Source organism: Paraburkholderia sp. RL17-381-BIF-C, assembly GCF_046026435.1.
Taxonomy (GTDB): domain Bacteria; phylum Pseudomonadota; class Gammaproteobacteria; order Burkholderiales; family Burkholderiaceae; genus Paraburkholderia.
The window spans coordinates 1-18,179 of sequence record NZ_JARESX010000110.1 but is presented as its reverse complement, the minus strand read 5'-3'; the positions used below and the strand labels follow the sequence as shown (position 1 = coordinate 18,179).

The following is an 18,179-nucleotide window of genomic DNA, read 5'->3' as shown; positions in this document are numbered from 1 at the left end:
ATCCTGATGCAGGCAGTTGTAGTCGTCGATCGCGTACGGCTCACGGATAAGTTTAAATGGATGGACAACATGTAAGTAGATGATTTTAAATGATTTAATTTTTTCTGAGTTGGTCCATTTTTCAAACGGGAAAATGGACAGTCGCGTGTTGCGACTGCCTTCGTCCATAGGCGCTTATCTCGGATACGCTGGGATGGTCACAGCAATCTGCATCTGTTTAATGGGCTGATGAGGATTGTCTATATGGCCCAAGTATTTGGCTTCGTTAAGGACGAAAGCACGCTTACGAGAGCGGAGTCTGTGGCCCATTGCCAAGCACGAGTGAAGGGTAAAGCGCGAGGCATCATGGTTGCGATAGCCATACGGCGACGGATATGTGTCCCCATGCCAGTGAATAGCGACATAAGCTTGAGCATTTACAGCGTCCTCGTTTCTAGCGCTGTAGGGAGCAAAACCACCCAATATGCATATGGCGCTTGAGCGCTGGTCCTTGCTGAACCAATCTTGGGCATAATTCCGCCACTGCTAACGGGGAGGCATGGCGGGCTCAAGAGTTTTGGCGGTCCGTCCTCGCAAATAAATACGAATGTTGCTCGCGGGCCCTCGTTGCGCTTGCGTCTCGCGTGGCGTTGAGATCTGGTGATGGCATCAGCGAGAGAGACCTTTGGGACAAAAATGGACGACATTGAAACAACAGGACACTCTGCCGCTGTCACCCGTTAGGTGGCGGGGTGTGGAAATGGCGCTGTGTCCCGCTCAGTAAGGATCTTCGCGGATCGACGAATGTCCATGGGCGAGAGCCAGTTCGAGAATGTAGGACGGCAACGATGGAGGGGCCGCAACATGCCCAAGGCGTATTTCGTGCACGTGTCTCGAACTGCCCGAGTTCGATGACCTGCCGGGGCACAGGATCAGAGTCACAAGAAAACGCTTTTTAACCCACTTTGGCCGCAGTGAATTTTAAGCTTCGCATGGCGGCGCGGTCCTCATCTATGGCCCACATGTGTGGGGTACGGACGAAAGCGGCATCAAGATCCGCGGCTCGGGCACCGGAATCTGCCGATATGTGAATTGAGCACGCACCCGAAGGCAAAATCACCCGAAGGTACGGTCTATCAGCGGAATATTCGCGTAATACGGCATGGATAACTAGTCGGCCATTGCTGACGTTCGGCTGCAGGGGGGCGTTGCGTCGGCAGCAAGTCGGTTAGCGGCCATTCGCAATCTGACGTCAGCGAATGGCACGTCTCGCTATTAATGAGGGGGCTGTCCAACCCCCTCAGCGGTCTCATCTACTCATCTAAAGCCGCGGTTCATTAGAACTCGGGTATTGCGTATTGTTTATTGATCTGTCGATCGCAGCTTTTAGTTCCTCCGCCTGGTCGAGAAAGGCGGCGAGCTCACCGGGTTCCCCCATGCTTCTCGACCGCCATTCATCCATTGGTCTCGCGGTGGCAATAGCGCGCGCGCTCTGCATTAGATCTTCTAACTCGCGGACGCGCAATTCCCGCTGCTGTAAGTAATATCCGCTCCATTTGCTGAACGCCAAGATCCACAGTGAAACGGTAAGGGCGCCGTCCCATCGAGTCCAATCTGAAGTGCTAGCGAGGGGTTGTTGGACGATCCGCTGCTGACGCTTTAAGATTGCCTGCATAGACTTTAGGCTAGCGCGCTGTCGCGTGGGGCTACTGTATGCGAAGAGGAATGCGGCGATATTGGTCGTCTGACCTTCGCGGGATCGATTAAACAGCCGAGGCCGCTTTCCCAGCGTCGGTTCTAGCGCGTGGGTTAACTCTTCTACCCAGATTTCACAAGCGTCGTCTGTATCGGCGCGGTTATTCTGCAACAGGGGGAAAACCACATCCTGGAACAGCCAGGGCCCGGCCCAAGCCAGTTCGTGCATGTGACCGCGCATCGAATCGACGAGACGCCTAAATTCTTCCGCGGGGATGGTAGATGGCAGCGCCTCATGCAACGCCGCGACCAAGCCCTTGTATATTTCCGCTTTCTCCGCGGTTCCCGAAGCACGATGAACCATCCAGCCCAGGGCGCATACTCGCTCCGGATAGGCAAAGGCGCCTGTCAACTGGAGCACAGCAGATAGCCCTTCCGGCTTTTCCAACTGACGTTCTAATGCGTTTAGCCCCATCCATTGCAACAAGCCATTGCTACTGCGGATGAGTCGGTCCCGTTGCAGTTCGCTGATGCCGAACTGCACTGACAGCGAAATGTCGCTGACGATCTGACTTAGCAGGGACAGCCGAATAACGTCCGCACTTTGGGGCTCCTTTGGCACGTTGGCTGCTTCGGCTTCAACAACCCGTAGCAGTATGTCTGGGGCATACCACCATAGGAGTTTGACGGTGTAGTACTCTGGCCAAGTCAGGGCTGCGTACTTTGTCGCATGGAACAGATGATGGACGTTATAGGAACTGCGCAGTAGGATCTTGACCGGTTCTCTAAAGAACCGAGCGTCCACCACGGCCAGTTCCGAGTTTCCATCATCATGCGTGCGTTCGAACGATGCCTTGAGAAAACGCGTCAGGAAATCTAGAAATTCGCGCTCAGATTCGACCTCTCGAAATTGACCGTCCTCGGTACGCGAATGTGCAAGCACCTCGCCAAGCACCTCCCACGTTTCAGTGAAGCTTGCGAAGTTGCCCGCCTGCTGGGCGAGGCAATTGCGCAGGCCCGCCGTTTCGGGGAGCGCGAGCGAGTCATCCTTGAGCAGACCCAGCGCCGCCATCCGCTCCTTCAACGGATCGCCGCTTAAGCCTCGTAGTGACGGCTGGCCGGTCCATACGCTCAGCACGTCGCCTGTCGTGGCTCTCTCGAGGAAGCGTAATGGCTCGTAGCGTCGCGGCGCCGCCGTCGACGCCTTGGAGTCGAAGAGAAGCCGCATGGAGGGATTCTCAGCCTCGCCTTCGGGTCGCGCAGCCTCTGCCTCTTTCACCAGAGCGGACTTGTACTGCTCAACCTTAAGGAGAGTATCCGCAGGAATCGGGGTGACCAGCAACGGGTAGTTTTCGGCGGCTTTTTGGAACGAATTTGACAGGTTGAACCCAGCGACTGGTAGCCCGTCTGGTCCCATGACTAGGATGTAGCGATCGTGAAGCCGGCCTTCCTTTAGACCGTAGACGCGCAGCTTGATGCGCTGCAGCAGGTGGCTGTTGTGCTCACAACTCGCCACAAGATTGTTAATCCGCCCGGGAGTGGGTTTGTCGAGTGCATCCGGCATGGCCTCGTCGAACTTGGATTGCTTCGGTAGAGACGTGAACACAATGTAATCGGACTCCGATGCCGCGCAGAGCAACATCAGACCCAACCCAGCGTCCTCGAAATAGGGATCGAAAATGATCAACTGATGCTGCTGGTGCTTGGACAGTAGCTTTCTGAACCACTCCACGAATTGCAGTCGCCCTTCGCCGTCGCTTTGGCCCCAGCGCAGGAAGAACTGCCCCTCGGACGTCGATGGATGGAGCCGCGCAAAAAGGGCGGCAAGGTCGCGGTTGGCTGGGACCCAAGGGTCGGACTTGCGCCCGCCGATGCGGTTGCCGAATCCCATATTGCCGCGATTAATCGTCAAGGCGGCCTGCACCCGCGCCGACGCCCGAGTGGTTTTTTCCAGCCAGTCAAACTTGTCCTGATTGGCTGGCTGGCCGACTACATGCCCTTGAAGATTGAGCTCCCGAACGTATCCGACGCGCCACCGACAACAAAGTGTGCCTTGACGGGGATGCTCGCCATGGAATCCGAAGATTTCCAGCTCCGTGCTGTCAGTCCTCTCGCGCAGTTGATCGCTTACTTCGAACTTACAGCTGAACGCGTCGCCTTCATCGCGTTCAGCTATGGCTAATCCCGAGTACACGATTTGGCTGTCGTTCACGATGCTCAACCGAAACTGAAAGCCGCTGAAGTGCGGGACCTGTATCGGATTGAATCGCGCGACTAGGGTCCGCGGGTTGTCGGTCCAGCTCACACTCAGCAAGCGCCTCTCTCGGTCATCCAAGGCAGGAAAGACCAACAATTCGATGTCGCCGAACCGAGTAGTGTCGACGCCTGCAAAGTCCAATCCTGTATCAGTGTTTAGGTGCTTGACCACTGATGCAGTCAAGGCAATGTCATAGCCCGGACCCTGGCGGAATAACGTCGCCTTGTCGGTCTGGGTAATTGAAGCGCTAAAGGCACCAGCCCCACCATGCGGGCTAGTGGGTGAATTGCGATCATATGCGTCGCGGTTAAGCAAATAGGCGACAGGGCGGTAGACCAAGTTATCGGCAGAGAGTGCCGTCGAACCGAACCGCACTTTAAACCGGTCTGATATCCCGAGCTTTAGTTCTTCGCTGACTTCCGATATGGTTCGGCCAGCACTCAACAGGCGTAGAAGACTCGCACACAGCATACTCCTGACGTAGAGGTTGACTCGAATAACCTGAGCTTCGACCTGCCCGAAGGGGATGAATCTATCGTCATCGCTAGAGGACCACTGGTCGTTGGAGTGACTATAGGGCAGCAAGCGGCCGTAGACTATGCGATTTTGGATCGATTGCTCAGACTTGACCTGCAATATCCACAACTGCAAAGCGCAGTCGCGGATGTCCTTTGAAAATAGCCGACCTAGTCGGTTGTCGTTGAGAAGATCATCTAGCGTAGGAGCCATTGGTTGCGTGCGATTAATTGTCCGCATTCTCGCTTTCCGTTTTTGGTGGGCGGTACTGCTTATCAGCGTAAGGTGATTATCAGCCATTATTGCTTAGCCCACTGGATGCGAAACTCTTGGCCACCTATCGCACGTATTGCCAGCGCGCCACACTCTCCGGCGCGGCGGACCGGAAGAAGGGGAGCACCGAGAAAGACTGTTCTTTTGCCACGACATACCTTTGCTCGGTGCGACTGCAACTTGTAACCGACGATTACTCACAATTCCTTTGGAGACTCCCCAGAGGCCTGATCCGAGTGCCCGCCGGCGAGTTGACTAAAGGACGAAGTGGCTTAGGCACCTCCTCGGCGGTACACTTTGTCGGTGCGATTCAGTGGTGCTCAACTATCAATCGGGGATCTACAACGCGGTTCAAGCCAACCATAAGGCCGCGAGTGGCCTGCGCTCCCGGCTTCTCGTCGACAGATATAGCAATAATCAAGAGCTACAAGCATTCGAAAGCAAATGGCCCCCTCCAGGAACACATCGAAGTCGAAAGCGCCTCGCGGCGTTAGCACGAAACGCTCGCCGGCGACGCTGCGGTCGACGAGCGGCGCCGGGTTCGAGTTCGAGGACCTGATAAGCGCCTGGCAGCTGGTCAAGGCCCTGTCAGGTGAGGAGGCGCCGGGCATCGGCGTCGTGGTCACGCAAGTCCAGGCACAAGTCTCGACCTTGGGGTGGCGCATCGACGACCTGCTGTTGACCGCCCAGACCACCACCGCGCCGCGGCGGCTCGCGATCTCCGCAAAGGGCAATTTGCAGGTGACCGAGGTCGGCCTCCCCGCTGATTTCGTGACGCGCGCCTGGGAGCAGTGGAGTGACCCGCAGGGGCCGTTTAACCGCGCGACCGACGGGCTGGCCTTGGTCACGCTCGGTACCCATGAGAAGTTCTCCCCGGTGTGGAGCGAAGTGAAGAACGCATGCAGCGGCACCGATATTGCGCTCGCTATGAGCCGCATCCGGGGCAACGCGAGGCAGTCGAAAGTCTTCGATAGCGTCCAGAAGCCCGGCGGGGTGTCCGACGCGGAAACCATCGAGCTCATTCGCCGCCTGCACGTGCTGCCGACTGACTTACAGTTCGCGCACTCCGAGAACGAGACCCAGGCCATCGCGCAATGCCGCCGCTTGCTCGCGTCCGGCTCCAACGACGAAGCGCAGGCTCTTTGGAAGAGTCTCATCAACATCGCAAAGGAGGTACGCCTTCGCAGCGGAACGATCACCGTCCCGGATCTGTTGTCCTTGCTCCGTGGTCCGTTCGGGCTGCGCCATCATCCGGACTTTGAGCGTGATTGGGAGACACTCTTCAATATCACCGCGGACCAGAAGGCGCGGATACAGACGGAGTTGCTGTCTGGTTACGTCGTTCCGCGAACGGTGGAGAAGGCGTCGCTCCAGGCCGCTTTCGCCGACCATACGGTTACAGTGATCTTCGGGGAGTCAGGCTCGGGCAAGTCGGCACTGGTCAAGTCTGTGCTGGACGACGCATATCCGTCCTGGAACCAGGTGTGGTTTGGTCCGGAGGAACTGAAGACGGCGCTTAGCGCCGCGCGCCGGGGCGCCCTCCCTCTGACTCACGAACTCTCTCTGGTACTGAACGCCACAGTGAAACCGCAGAACGTACTGGTCATCGACTCTGCGGAACGGATCGAGCCAGGTGAGTTCGCTGTCATCCGCCGACTGGTTCAAGCTATCCTGCCGAACGAAGGAGAAGAGACCGGTGGGGCGTGGCGGGTCGTCGTCGTCACGCAGACGCAGAGCGGCGGCAACGGCGGAGAGATGATACTCGGCACGCGTACACCGCATCCTGTCGAGGTCGAAACGCTTAAGAGTGGTGCTGTAAAGCAGGCGCTTCTGCCTTCACCCGCCCTCGGCTGGTTGGTTGGTCATGAAGACACCATTGCGGCGCTGACAAACCTGCGGACATTGGCGTGGGTCATCGAGGCCGGAGCGGCGCTGGGGTCAAACGCGGGTGGACTGGCTTCTCACACCGCGATCGCCGACCGCCTATGGAAATATTGGACGAACGACCGCGCCGACGTGCAGGCGTTGATGATGCGCCTCGCCCAGCGAGAAGCGTCATTCGAGCGCAGCTTTGCGCTGACCGACCTGGAGCCGGCGGATACGATGACGTTCAGGGAGAAGCCTGACGTGCTTCCGCTGCGTCTGAACGAGCGGAGCAACCGCGTCGAGTTCGAGCACGATCTCGCGGCGGATTGGGCGCGCTTCCAGTTCCTGAAGCAGATTTGGACTGATACATCACAGTGGGCCGACCTGGCCAGCAACCCGCTCTGGACGAACGCGCTTCGGATGTTGGGCCAGTTCCTGCTGCGGCAGCCGACCGAAACTGGCACGGGCTGGGACGTCGCCTTCGGGGCCGCCGCGGCTGCGAAGAACGAGCTGGCGGGCGATATCCTCCTTGACGCGCTCTGCCTTGACTCCCACGCCGAACACTTCCTGACCGAACGGGTCGATCTCCTGCTCGGCGACGGCGCGAATCACCTCACGCGGCTGCTTCTGCGCTTCCACCACATCGCGACAACGCCGACTGGCGGCGGAATGGGACTTAGTACAGCGGTCGGCTTATACATGGAGGCTCAGTACCGCTCGATTGTTTTCGGCCGTTGGCCTCCCGTTCTTCGCTTCCTGATCACACAGAGAGAGCGACTGGCTGAGCTTGTTTCACCTGCTCTAGCGAAGGTTATCGAGACCTGGCTGACGAAAACGCCGCACATGCTGAGCAGCGGTAATCGAATGCCTTTCCGCTTGGAGATGGCGGAGATGGCGCTCGCCATGGCTCGGACGGTGCAGGTCGAGAAGGGCCACGGCGTGATGTACCTGATGCGTGAGCCGTTGCTGTACACCGCGCCACTGGCTGGCGCGGCAGACCTGCCGATCGAGGTTGGGAACTGGGCGCTCGAACTCGCGGGACGCCGAGAGGTCGACGCTGACGTCAAACGGCGCATCGCCGAGGTTCGGCTACAGAAGGCGAAGGCGCACGCCGAGCGTCTAAAGACCGATACCCAATACAAGGCGCGGCACGAAGAACGGGAGCAGATGCCGCGCTCCCTCGGATCGTTCCGCGAGCGATTGCCGCCTTGGCCATTAGGAGCCCGCGACAAGGTCGACATGGATTTCCGGACCGCCTGCATTAAGGAGAACGGCATCCAGTTTCTGATGCAGGCGCAGCCTGAACTGGCAGCCGAAGTCCTGCTCGCGCTCATCATCGAAGACCAGCCGGAGCGAGAGTACGGGTCCGGGCGATTCGAAGTGGATCTCGGCATCGAATATTCCCAGGACGCTTACCCGACGGCCTTCTGGAAGAGCCCGTTCTTTCCCTTCTTCCAGCTAGTCCCGGAAATGGCGCTCACTTCGCTCATCGCGCTGGTGAACTTTTGCACGGAGCGCTGGGTGGCCGAGGTCATGAAGGGTCAAACCGGAGAGGCTCCCGGGGTAAAACTGCAATTTGCGGACGGATCAGAGAAGACTTTCCCTGGCTGGTGGCAGGTATTCGGTTGGCCGCAGTCCAATGATATGCGCAACGGAAATCTATTCTGCGCTCTCGATGCGCTGGAGCGCTGGCTTATGCTACGGCTCGACGCGGGTGAGGACATCACCGCTGATATCGAGAGGATACTCGGGGAGGGAAATTCTGCGGCGCTCGTCAGTGTACTCATCAACGTCGCCAAGTATCGGCCGTCGTTGCTGACGGGTCCCCTCGCGGCCCTGATGACGTTTCCGAACCTGTTCTATTGGGACCGCGTTCGCGTGAAGCAGGTTAGCTACAACTTCATCGGGTGGAGCTGGCTCCAGGGCGGCCAGACTATATTCGACTTCGCGCGTGATTGGACCCTAGCGCCTCATCGCCAGCAGAACTTCCTCAATGTCGTTGTCGAACTCCTGTTGGCCGATGGCGACGTTGCGCGACGTCTTCAAGCGCTGCTGCCAACCTGGGCGCTGCCAGAAGACCTGAAGGAGGCGTTGGAGTTCAAGCTTCTCTTCGCCGAGCTCGACCGGGCCAACTATCAGACCGTCACCGACCCGGCGACGGGCGCAGAGACCAAGGGCTTCGTGTGTCCTGACGAACTCCGCCTTGAAGTGTTGTCGTGGCAGACCGACAGCGCGTCAACCCTCACGTACCTTCTCATGCCGAACCAGTGCGAGCAGAGGCTTCGAGGCGGCCAACCGCTCACTGACGATGAGGCCTCGTACCTCTTCAATTTGCTTCAAGAGTGTGACGCTAGAGCGGAGGGCGAAGATCAGGACGCGAAATCGAAATGCAGTTTCGCTGCAGCCGGCACGCTCGTCGCATTGGGCGGCTCTTGGCTCGCTCGGAACCCCGAAGCGCAGAAGCACGCACTCAAAGTCGTGCGCGCCGGTGTGACGGCGATCGCGTCAACAGGAGAAGAGATTCGCGGGCGGCGCATGGGGAGCCTCCGCGACGAGCTGAAATTCGTCTCCTACGCGGTCATGCACCTGTGGCTTTCCGATGGAGATGGCCGTCAGGAATGGGAGACCTCCGTCCTGCGCCTTCTGACGAGCGGCGACTCGCGAGCGACCGCCGTTGTGGTCGACGTCGCTTACGCCAATAGAGAGCAGCTTGGCACCGCGTGGTGGCGGCTGCTCCGCGCCGGGCTCTTCTGGTCGGGCCTCATCATGCTTGCTCCGCACCACGGCGATGGAGACGACGCAGAGCGCGCCTGGAGGGTATGGCTCGCACGGCTGCGGCGCTTTCCACTCTGTGGACCGAACGCAACGCCGGATGAGCTCGATTTCAAGCGCGTCGTCGCGGACTTAGAACGTTTGGACTTTCAGCGCCGCACGCGGCTCTACAATGCCGGCGACCAGGCTTGGCGCGGAAAGCCGGAGCGCGAACGAGGTGGTTCGCTAGACGGCCACTTCCTCGAAGTCCTGTTTAACTGGCTCATCGAAGGCAGTGGCACTGGCGATCGCGATCTCGACACGCGCTTGGCGCTGCGCATCTGGGATTACGATGCCACGCGCGCCAAGGCACGCAGGAAGAAGCATGGCGAGTACGACTTGCCGAGCCAAAACCTCGGCTACGACATCCTTCTGAAGCTCGGAACTCTGTCGATCGCGGCGCCCGCAGAAGGAGATCGCGCGGTTTGGGAGCCTGTTCTCGCCCACGGTCCTGCCGCACACTACGCGCTGCAGCACTTCATTCGCGGCTTGTTCCTGCGCCTCGGGAAAGGTGACGGTCCCATGGCATTTGAGCGCGTCTGGCGGGCGACCGCGGAATACGGCCTCGCAGCTGATTGGTCTCAACCTGGCCTATGGTTCCACGGCTTGCGCTTGATTTGCGACCTGCTTGGCTTCGGGAGCGAGGATACCCTGTCCCGGTTGCACCCGGGCGCGGCTCTGCGGATGAAGGATTTCTACGAACGCTGGGCCGCTGCGAACCTGGCTCGCGACGAAGAATGCGTCACCCGTTTCTGCCACTTCCTGACGACACAATTCGGAGCCCCACTTCGGCTTGACGGGCTTCGCTGGCTCGCCGCCATGCTGAAGGAGCGCGAGCCTTCCAGTCGCTGGTACCGTGAGGGTACGGGCGACGCATTGGTAGCGCTGGTGGCTGCGGCATTGAGTTCCGACGCGCAAGCCCTGTCGCAACACCGTCAAGCGCAACAGGCACTCGTGGAGATCGCTGCTGCACTTGCAGCTATGAACATCCCAACTGCCCTAGCTCTCCAAGAGCGCATTAAGCAGCTTCGATAGCGGGCGAGAACAGGTATCACGTGGTTGGGGTGACGAAAGTTAGTTCGCCACTCCAATCTTTAATCTGCGCAGACAATCCGCACCGAGAGCAGGTCAATCACCGCCCTCTGCCGCTGGCAGTAATTCTGCCGTTGGGATTACATGCTTGCTTTTTGCTTGAAGGACCGTTCCTGGCCGGTAGTACCTGCTCACATCGGCTACCGATGAGCAGCCATTGGGGAATTCGACGATCGCTCCGCAGAGCGTTCCCGATTTGGTGTTCTCGGCCAAGAAGGACGCTCGACTTGGCCTCGTAGATCGTTGACAATCGCTGTTTGCCCTAAAATTTTTAGAGCGATGGCGGCGAATGAGTTCAATTTGCTCGCTCATGGACTATTCTCCGAGTCTGCGGCCAAACAGAAATGTCGCGCACGGTGTCGAGCCTGAAATTGTCACTCAAGTTCGTGCTGTTGCCCATCCAGGTAATGTCGATCCAGTTGAACTGGCAACTGGAGAGAACAAGCTTACGTCGTATCCCCGCCTCTGAGTAAACTCAAATTATTGAGCGAAATTTCATGGTCGAGCCGAAACTGTTACGTACGCTTAAGCGTACCTCAGATGGATTTTTCACGAAAAAGTCTTTCTTTGTACCCGCGTCCCTTAAGGATATTCCGTCGAAGAATTTCTTCTCGCATCAGTTTCGTCTTCCCGGAGATCGCTGGGTATTTTTGACGGAATCGGGCTACCGAAATTTCCGGTGCATCGTCGAGTTGATCGACGGAGCTGCGGTGTTTGATGGACTTGCGGACTTCCCAGACATCTGGGAAGCCTGGTTGAGCGTTGCTACCAAATATCTTTCAGACGGCGTTCAGCCTGACGATGGTGAAGAACTACTCCGGGATATCACGTCGGCGGTCAACGACAAGATTGAGGAGCACACATTCGCCATTCCGCTCTATGGAGTAAAGCTTGACGGCGACGCGCCATTCCAGTTGGGTTCGGCAATCATATTCAAGATGGCACCTGAGGCGCTCGACGAACTTGGTATCGAGCACGCGCATATCGATGTAGCAAAGCTGCTCAAGAAGTCCCCGACAGACGTTTGTCTCAAAAGTACCATTCGAAGCACACAACGTGTCGCGGAACGGAAGTTCGCGAAGCTTGCAGCCACGACGACGGGCGTCTTGGCCATAGCTGCAGCAAGCATGTATCAACACGGATCATCGCGATTTCGGATTGGCGTTGCGATGGCATCCGATACTGTGGTCGACGCCTCCATATTGTTTTCTTGGACTGAGAGCGGACGGAGCCTTTCGACCCACTATCGTTGGCCGTCCGGACAACCGTTCCCACTGAACGCTTTTCTCGGGACGACGTCGGATCTCACGAGAATGGTCTATCGCGCGCAGAACCTCGCCGAAGGCGTAGAGCAAACGGAAGTTGCCATCGCAGTTTCCAAAGCAATTTTTTGGTATTCCGACGCTCAGCGTGATGCAGTCCCTGTAATGAAATTTGTGAAATTTTGGAGCTGCGTTGAAGTGTTCTTCTCTTTTGCAGATGATAAGATAACTGAATCCGTCTCGTCAGGATTAGCGAGCTTGCTGGTCTTCGGAGGATTTCAGTTTCAAAGCGTTTCTCAGTATTGTGAATTACGAGCGGAGATCAAGCGCTTATATGGACTACGCTCGCGAGCAGTACACGGCGCGTCACACGATCACATTAGCGACTGCACAATAGCAAGGTTTAGTCAACTGGTGGCCTGGATGTTACTTACTGTCGTATCGCTGTCCGAGCGTGGGTATACCACCCTCGCGCAGGTAATGACGCAGGTTGACCGACTGGACGGCATTGCAACCCGGGGAGCAAAATCCGATGCGATCTGACACGTGGCCCTCATCAAGTGATCGTTACGAGATCGGGGAAAGTCGGATCAAGGTCCTGAGTACTCGTTGACTCGCATCGGCACCGGGCATTCGCGGCTACGACGGTGCCAATGCCCGCAAAGCGACTATCAGCTGCCTCACAGTGGTCGACACTTCAATGTCAGCAAAGGCCGATGTCCGGTCGGATCGTGTCGATTCTGATCTGCGACCGCGTCGGCAAACCGGTCACTGGCAAGATTAACTTGTCATCGCTGAGATGAGAGTTGCTTCCGTCTGATCGTCTCCAATCGGCCATCGATGCTACATAGCTGCCTTTGGCCGAGCAATGCGTCCTTCTCGGTCTTCACGGGAATGGACTTGCCAGAGCGGTTTTAGCCAGTTTGAAGCCGGCGGCACGGGCCGACCGAGATTTATTTTGAAAAAGAATGAGAGCCCTGCGGTAGTGACCGCTAACGTGGAACGCGAGGCACCATGATTGGCTAAATGCACCAAGTAGCGGCGTAGATCATCGACTGTGGCAGCATCGGGTGTGGTCCCATTGAACCCGATAAATGCGCGTACAACCTGCAGAAAGGATATCTGTCTGCGTATGTCAACCTCACGAATACACATGTCGCGGATCATTTGTCCTATCAGCGGATGCGTAACCGTGATTGTTTGCGACCAAACCATGAAATGAACTCCTGTCGCAGTGGTTGACCGTCAAGTCGTTGCGATCTCGGGCAAAGCAGGAGGCGCCCCCCACAACCGCTTCGTAGCAAGTTTGTCTGATCAGTTCTCGTCGTTGTTAACCAGTCGACGGAGCCAATGCAACCTGACGAAGATCATTTGTGGTTCGAATAGCTTTGCACTGGAAAACTCCCCTCGACAAAGTCCCGCAGCTGCGTGAGGTCGGTGCGCGCATAGGCAGCCGTGGTCTGCACCGACGCGTGCCCCAATAACGTCTGCGCGACGGGCAGCGGCACCGCGTGATCGACGACCAGCGTGCGCGCATAGCCGTGCCGCAGCCAGTGCGTCGACGCCGCGTGGATCAGCGCGCGGGTCGCTGCATCACCCGCCGGGACCGTTTCTTCTGCCGCCTGCAGCACCGCCTTCACCTCATCGTAGAGGCCGCTGTGCCCGAGCGCGTCGCGCTTCTCGCTGTGAATCAGGGGTACTGACTCGAACGGTGCGGGTTCGGCGGCGAGACCGCGCAGGACGCGATAGTCACGCAGCACGGGCGCGCAGCGCGACGGCAGCGGGATCGCGCGAAGCTTGCCGCCCTTGCCGCGCACGTGCAGCGTCCATTGACCGCCCGTCGCGCCAGACGACCCGTGGGCCGGGCCGGCCGTCGTGGTCGCGTCCGGCTCAACGCTCAGGCGTGGCAGCCCGTGTTCCGCGGACCACTCAAGTTCGGCCAGCCGCACACCGGCGAAGCGGTAGAGCGACCAGATTGCACAGCGGCGCGCCCAGACGAGGGCCGATGTCTCCGATGGCCGCGCACCGGCCGTCACCGTGTCGCACAGCGCCAGCACCCGGGCGGGCAGGATCCGCGCCGGGGTCCACGTCATGCGCGCCGCGCCACCGCCCGACAGCTCGGCCGCCGGATTGATGATGAGGTAGCCGGTTTTCTGCCAGTAACGGAACAGGCTTGAGATGACCGCAAGCGCGCGGCGGCGGCTCGCATCGCTGCAGGACGGCCTGCCCACACGCGCGGCGTTGGGCCGGGGTGGGATCATGGAGGGGGTGCCCCCAATGCTTCCCGCAGCGCCGAGGGTCTGCCGGAAGGCGAGCAGGTCATCGCGCGTCAGATCGGATAAGGGGCCGCGCCGGTGCGCCTCGCACCAGCCGATCAGGCGGCGCAGTTCGGTGCGGTACGCCCGCAAGGTGTGCGGTGAGCGCTGCGCGCGGTCGCGCAGGAATAGCGCGAGGGCCCGGGCATCGTCGGTCACGCCGAGTGAATTGGTGCTGGTTGCGTTCATGAAGCGGCCGGCACGCGTGAGCCATGCGCGCAGCGCCGCGGGATTGCTGCTGTGCGAGGACGACAGTGCGACCAGTGTCGCCATGTCGGCGACCGCCATACTGGCATCGCACGTCGCTTCAGCGGGCGTGATGGCGCCGTCGCCCTCATTGCCTGCACTTTCACCGGGCTCGCCGCGCTGGCCGGCAGCGTCCGCTGTGCTGCCGTCGGGCAGATCGCGGAACCGGCGGCGGTGCGCGTGCAGTACGCGAGCGAGCACGGTATCGGGCGAGGGCGCATCATTCGCGGTTGCAAGGTGCAGGCGCCCCCGGGCCCAGTACTCGATCGCGACGTCGTGCTCGAGCAGCAGTGCGAACACGGCAGGGTGTGCGCGCTTCGCGTCGGCGAGCGAGGGCGCGGCGCGTTTCAGGTCGGCGAGGGTCCAGCGGCGGTACAGGGCGTGACCCAGTGTCTGCTCGAGATACGCGAGCGCGGCGTCGACGCCGGACGGTAGTTGCCGCGGTGGCAGCACGCCAGTGTCGATACAGTTGGCGGGCTTCATGATGACGGGTTTTTACGCGCAAGGGATGAGCGGAGCCGTGCGTGCGGTGCGGCGGCGACGGTAGTCGCGTGGCCGGGGCTCGCGTGTCGCGCGGGCGGGTGCCGGGCGGCTCGTTTCTGCGCGGACGACGTGGCGGGCGCCGCTGGCCGTGCCCGAAGAGCCTGCAGCGCATGGAGTGCAAGGCGCTGTTCGGCGACCACAGTCGCGAGTGCCGTGGCCTCGGCGGCCACCTGCCGGTGGGCGTCGCGCCCGCTGGCCACGTCTTCGAGCAGCCGCTCGCGCAGTCCCTCGAGTGCGGTGATCCGGGTCTGCGCATCGGCGCACTGTGTCGTGAGCCGCTCGCGTTCGGCGGCGAGCGCATGCCGCTGGTGCTCGGTCTCCTGCAGCAGGCGCTTCGACAGGCCTTCGTAGCGGGCGTGGACGGCCGCCAGCGCCGCCGCGTGGTCGGCGCGCGCATCCTCGAGTGTCCGGGTCGCCTGCTCGGCGGACTGTCTGAGCGCGGCGGCCGCCTGTTCGCGTTCGGCAAGGGTTGCCGTCGCGGCGCGGCATTCGCTGCGGGCCGTCGCGAGCTCCGCGTCGCGCGCCGACAGGTGTGCGCGCAGCTCGGCGAGTTCCACGCGCAAAAGTTCGACCCGCAGGTCCGCGTCGTGCCGGGCGCCCTGTGCGGCCTCCATCGCGTCGCGCGCCTCGGTTTTCAGGCGCACCACGTCATCGAGCTGCACGCTGACGGCGGCGGCCCACAGCGCGCGCATCTGTTCGGCGATCGCGTCCGGCAGCCCGGGTAGGGCGAGGTGCGCGATATCCGCCTGCACGAGCTCCGCCTCGAGGTCGTTCAGTGCGCGTGACAGCACCGCGGGGTCGCCGGCGCCCAGCCGCGCGCGCAGGCGCCGCACCGACACCGCGCGGCGGAAGCGTTCACGGGTGACGGGCGCGTCGGCTGGGAGCGGCGAAGGCGGTGAGGCCGACGCGGTGGCTTCCGCGTCGCCGGCTTCGGCGAGCATCGCCAGCACGGTGGTGCGGATCTGGTCGGGAGTGATGGCGGCGGGGCGGGCCATGGCGGAACTCCGGCGCGCGGCGGTGACAGAATCCAGTCTAGTTCACGCACGCGCCGAACGTTAGGCCGGGGTTTTTAGCACGGAAATGGAGACGGTTCCGCTGATAAACCCCCTTATCACCGGAAAACACAGCGCCCAGAAGTTGGGGTCAATCTTGGATGCAATCCCGCATGCGGGCGTGAGGAAAGGCCTGTGCGACCGGGGTGCGCAATGCACGCCCAACTATTTCGGGGGCAAACTGGAAAGCGCGGACAGCGAGGACCGCGAGGTGCAAGCGGCCGACACGGAGTTGCGCGCATCATTGGAAGCGCATCTAGGTAGGGCGCTGCTTATTTGTCCCGTTAGCCGGGACACTTCATCGCATACGGAGGTCTATTTTGGACGCTTTGCACCTGGCCGGGCGCGCAGGCGTCTGGGCTCAGAGCCCGATCTCTTTTTCATGTGGGCGGTCGCCATACATTGCTCGACTGCCGCAACCAGTTCGCTGGCGGTGCAATCAAGTGCCCTGGCCAGCGTAAGCAGCATTGCAAGCGTCGGTTGAGCCTGTCCCAATTCCAGCTTGCTCACATACACGCGTTGAATTTCGGCCTCAAATGCCAGCTGCTCCTGAGTCAAATTCGCCTCCAGGCGGCGTGCACGCAATACCGTTCCGAACGCTTCCGCTGCTTCCAAATCTGCTCCCGTGAAATGGGAGCACTCTCCGTTTACCGCTATAATTTGTCTTCATACTAGAGTATGAATTAGCGTGTTATCGCTACCCCCGTTAACGCACCGGCATCAGCTTCGGCGTCGACTCAGCGACGAAGTTGAAAGCGGCGTCCTGCAAATCCACGGCGTGGGGCTGTTGCGAAAGGACGGTGGATGACCTGTAGAGAATGGGAATCTAGATTTATGTTTTTGACTTCTGACGAGAACCGCGTGCCGGCATGGCCCGGCGTGACGTTGTCGGCCGTGACCGAGATGGCGGGTTGCGGTGATGTGCTCATCCTGCAGTTCGCCGCTGGAAAACGCGACCTGCCCCGGGTTGCCATGGTGGAATTTGCCCCGGGCGCTGCGAAGACGCTGCTGCAACTGTCTGCAGACGGCCAGATCGTGCGGGGCGCGGCCGTGCTGAGCGCAAAGCCGCACAAGGACTCAGCACAGTGGAGCCTGCAGCCGCTGAGCGAGATTCATATCGGCGCAACGGCCGCCTATGACGAGAATCATCCGCTGGTGTCGTTTGCGCGATTCACGACAGCAGCGGGCGAGGAATTCTCGATGCCGATCGGTATCGCGGAGAAACACTCTCCCGGAAAGCGCATCTATCTGTCCACGCCGGCGCGTTCATCCAAGGCTGACCGCCGGAAACCGACGGTTGATCGCGCAGGGATGAGCTGACGGAATGCGCATCCAGATCGCCTCGGATCTGCATCTGGAGATCGTGCACCAGAGTTTCCCGGGCTATATCCCGGTTGTCCACTCCGATGCGGATGTGCTGGTGCTGGCAGGTGATATTGCGAAGGGCGCCGATGCGGTTGAGCCGTTTGCGCGCTGGCCGGTGCCCGTCATTTATGTGCATGGCAATCATGAAGCATATGGCGAAGCGTACGGCCCGCTCGCCGATACGATCCGCAGACGCGCGGCCGGCACGGCGGTGCATTACCTCGAGCGCGACGCGTTTCTCGTGGATAACGTGCGGTTTCTCGGCTGCTGCCTGTGGACGGACTATGCGCTCAATGGCACGCGCGACCGGAGCATGGCGCTGGCCGGGCGGATGCTGTATGACCATCGTGTGATCCGCACTGGTGAAGGAGGACGGTTCCGGCCGGAGCATGCGCTCGCCGAGCACGAAATTTCATTGAGCTGGCTGCGAAACGAACTGGCAAAGCCCTTCGACGGGCGCACGGTCGTGGTGACCCATCACGGCGTTGCGCCGCCGTCGGTGCATTCGCGCTATGTGAACGACCCGGTCAGCGCTGCATTCGTGAGTGACCTGGGACCTGTGCTCGAACTGGCCGACGTGTGGATTCACGGTCACGTGCATGACTCGTTCGATTATCGCGTTGGCGAGTCGCGGGTGATTGCCAACCCGCGCGGCTATGCAACGAACCGTCTGACGGCGGGTGCCCCCGTCGACCTGGAATGGGAAAACCCGGCGTTCGATCCGGCGATGGTGGTTGAACTGTGATCGCGCGCGCTCTGTCGCGGTGTACTGCAGCGCGTGGTCGGAGTGACAGAGCGGTACAAGGGGCGTTACCGTTTCCTGACCACATCACGGTGCTGGCCCGGCCCATACGACGACGCATGCGCTCGAAGTCCCCGAAGTCGGACGCGCCTGTCGCTTCATGTG

The 18,179-nt window shown here is 60.2% G+C and carries 9 protein-coding genes; 4 read left to right on the top strand and 5 right to left on the bottom strand.

The genetic code is table 11. The annotated features are described in order from the left end of the window. Positions 1–1,300: 1,300 nt before the first annotated feature. On the bottom strand, positions 1,301–4,687 hold the full coding sequence (locus tag P0D70_RS34095; protein ID WP_408187765.1) for a VPA1262 family protein: 3,387 nt from the start codon (positions 4,685–4,687) through the stop codon (positions 1,301–1,303). A gap of 477 nt (positions 4,688–5,164) precedes the next feature. On the opposite strand from P0D70_RS34095, the gene P0D70_RS34090 reads away from it, so the two are divergent. Continuing rightward, complete coding sequence (locus P0D70_RS34090; RefSeq protein WP_408187764.1) at positions 5,165–10,432, top strand: hypothetical protein; 5,268 nt, start codon at positions 5,165–5,167, stop codon at positions 10,430–10,432. Positions 10,433–10,986: 554 nt separating this feature from the next. Then, positions 10,987–12,294 carry a hypothetical protein gene (locus P0D70_RS34085; protein WP_408187763.1) on the top strand — a complete coding sequence of 436 codons (1,308 nt, stop codon included), beginning with the start codon at positions 10,987–10,989 and terminating at the stop codon, positions 12,292–12,294. Positions 12,295–12,594: 300 nt separating this feature from the next. On the opposite strand, the gene P0D70_RS34080 is transcribed toward P0D70_RS34085, so the two are convergent. The 4 genes from P0D70_RS34080 to P0D70_RS34065 all read right to left on the bottom strand — a co-directional run bounded on the left by P0D70_RS34080 (position 12,595) and on the right by P0D70_RS34065 (position 16,522). Beyond that, positions 12,595–12,918 carry a phage integrase N-terminal SAM-like domain-containing protein gene (locus P0D70_RS34080; protein ID WP_408187766.1) on the bottom strand — a complete coding sequence of 108 codons (324 nt, stop codon included), beginning with the start codon at positions 12,916–12,918 and terminating at the stop codon, positions 12,595–12,597. A 200-nt stretch (positions 12,919–13,118) separates the two neighbouring features. Next, positions 13,119–14,795, bottom strand: coding sequence for a tyrosine-type recombinase/integrase (locus P0D70_RS34075; protein WP_408187762.1), 1,677 nt, complete (start codon positions 14,793–14,795; stop codon positions 13,119–13,121). Further along, positions 14,792–15,850: a DNA-binding protein gene (locus P0D70_RS34070; protein WP_408187761.1), complete on the bottom strand. Its 1,059-nt coding sequence runs from the start codon at positions 15,848–15,850 to the stop codon at positions 14,792–14,794. The genes P0D70_RS34075 and P0D70_RS34070 overlap by 4 nt, the downstream gene beginning before the upstream one ends. Before the next feature lie 372 nt (positions 15,851–16,222). After that, entirely contained in the window at positions 16,223–16,522 is a 300-nt protein-coding gene (locus tag P0D70_RS34065; protein WP_408187760.1) for a helix-turn-helix domain-containing protein, read from the bottom strand. A 189-nt stretch (positions 16,523–16,711) separates the two neighbouring features. Here P0D70_RS34065 and P0D70_RS34060 point away from each other — a divergent pair, with 189 nt between their 5' ends. Together P0D70_RS34060 and P0D70_RS34055 are read left to right on the top strand one after the other, a co-directional pair. Continuing rightward, positions 16,712–17,227 (top strand): hypothetical protein, encoded by a 516-nt coding sequence (locus P0D70_RS34060; RefSeq protein WP_408187759.1) that lies wholly within the window; start codon positions 16,712–16,714, stop codon positions 17,225–17,227. 4 nt (positions 17,228–17,231) lie between these two features. Beyond that, the gene (locus tag P0D70_RS34055; protein WP_408187758.1) at positions 17,232–18,017 is read left to right on the top strand and encodes a metallophosphoesterase; all 786 of its coding nucleotides are present in this window, start codon (positions 17,232–17,234) and stop codon (positions 18,015–18,017) included. The last annotated feature ends 162 nt before the right edge of the window (positions 18,018–18,179 follow it).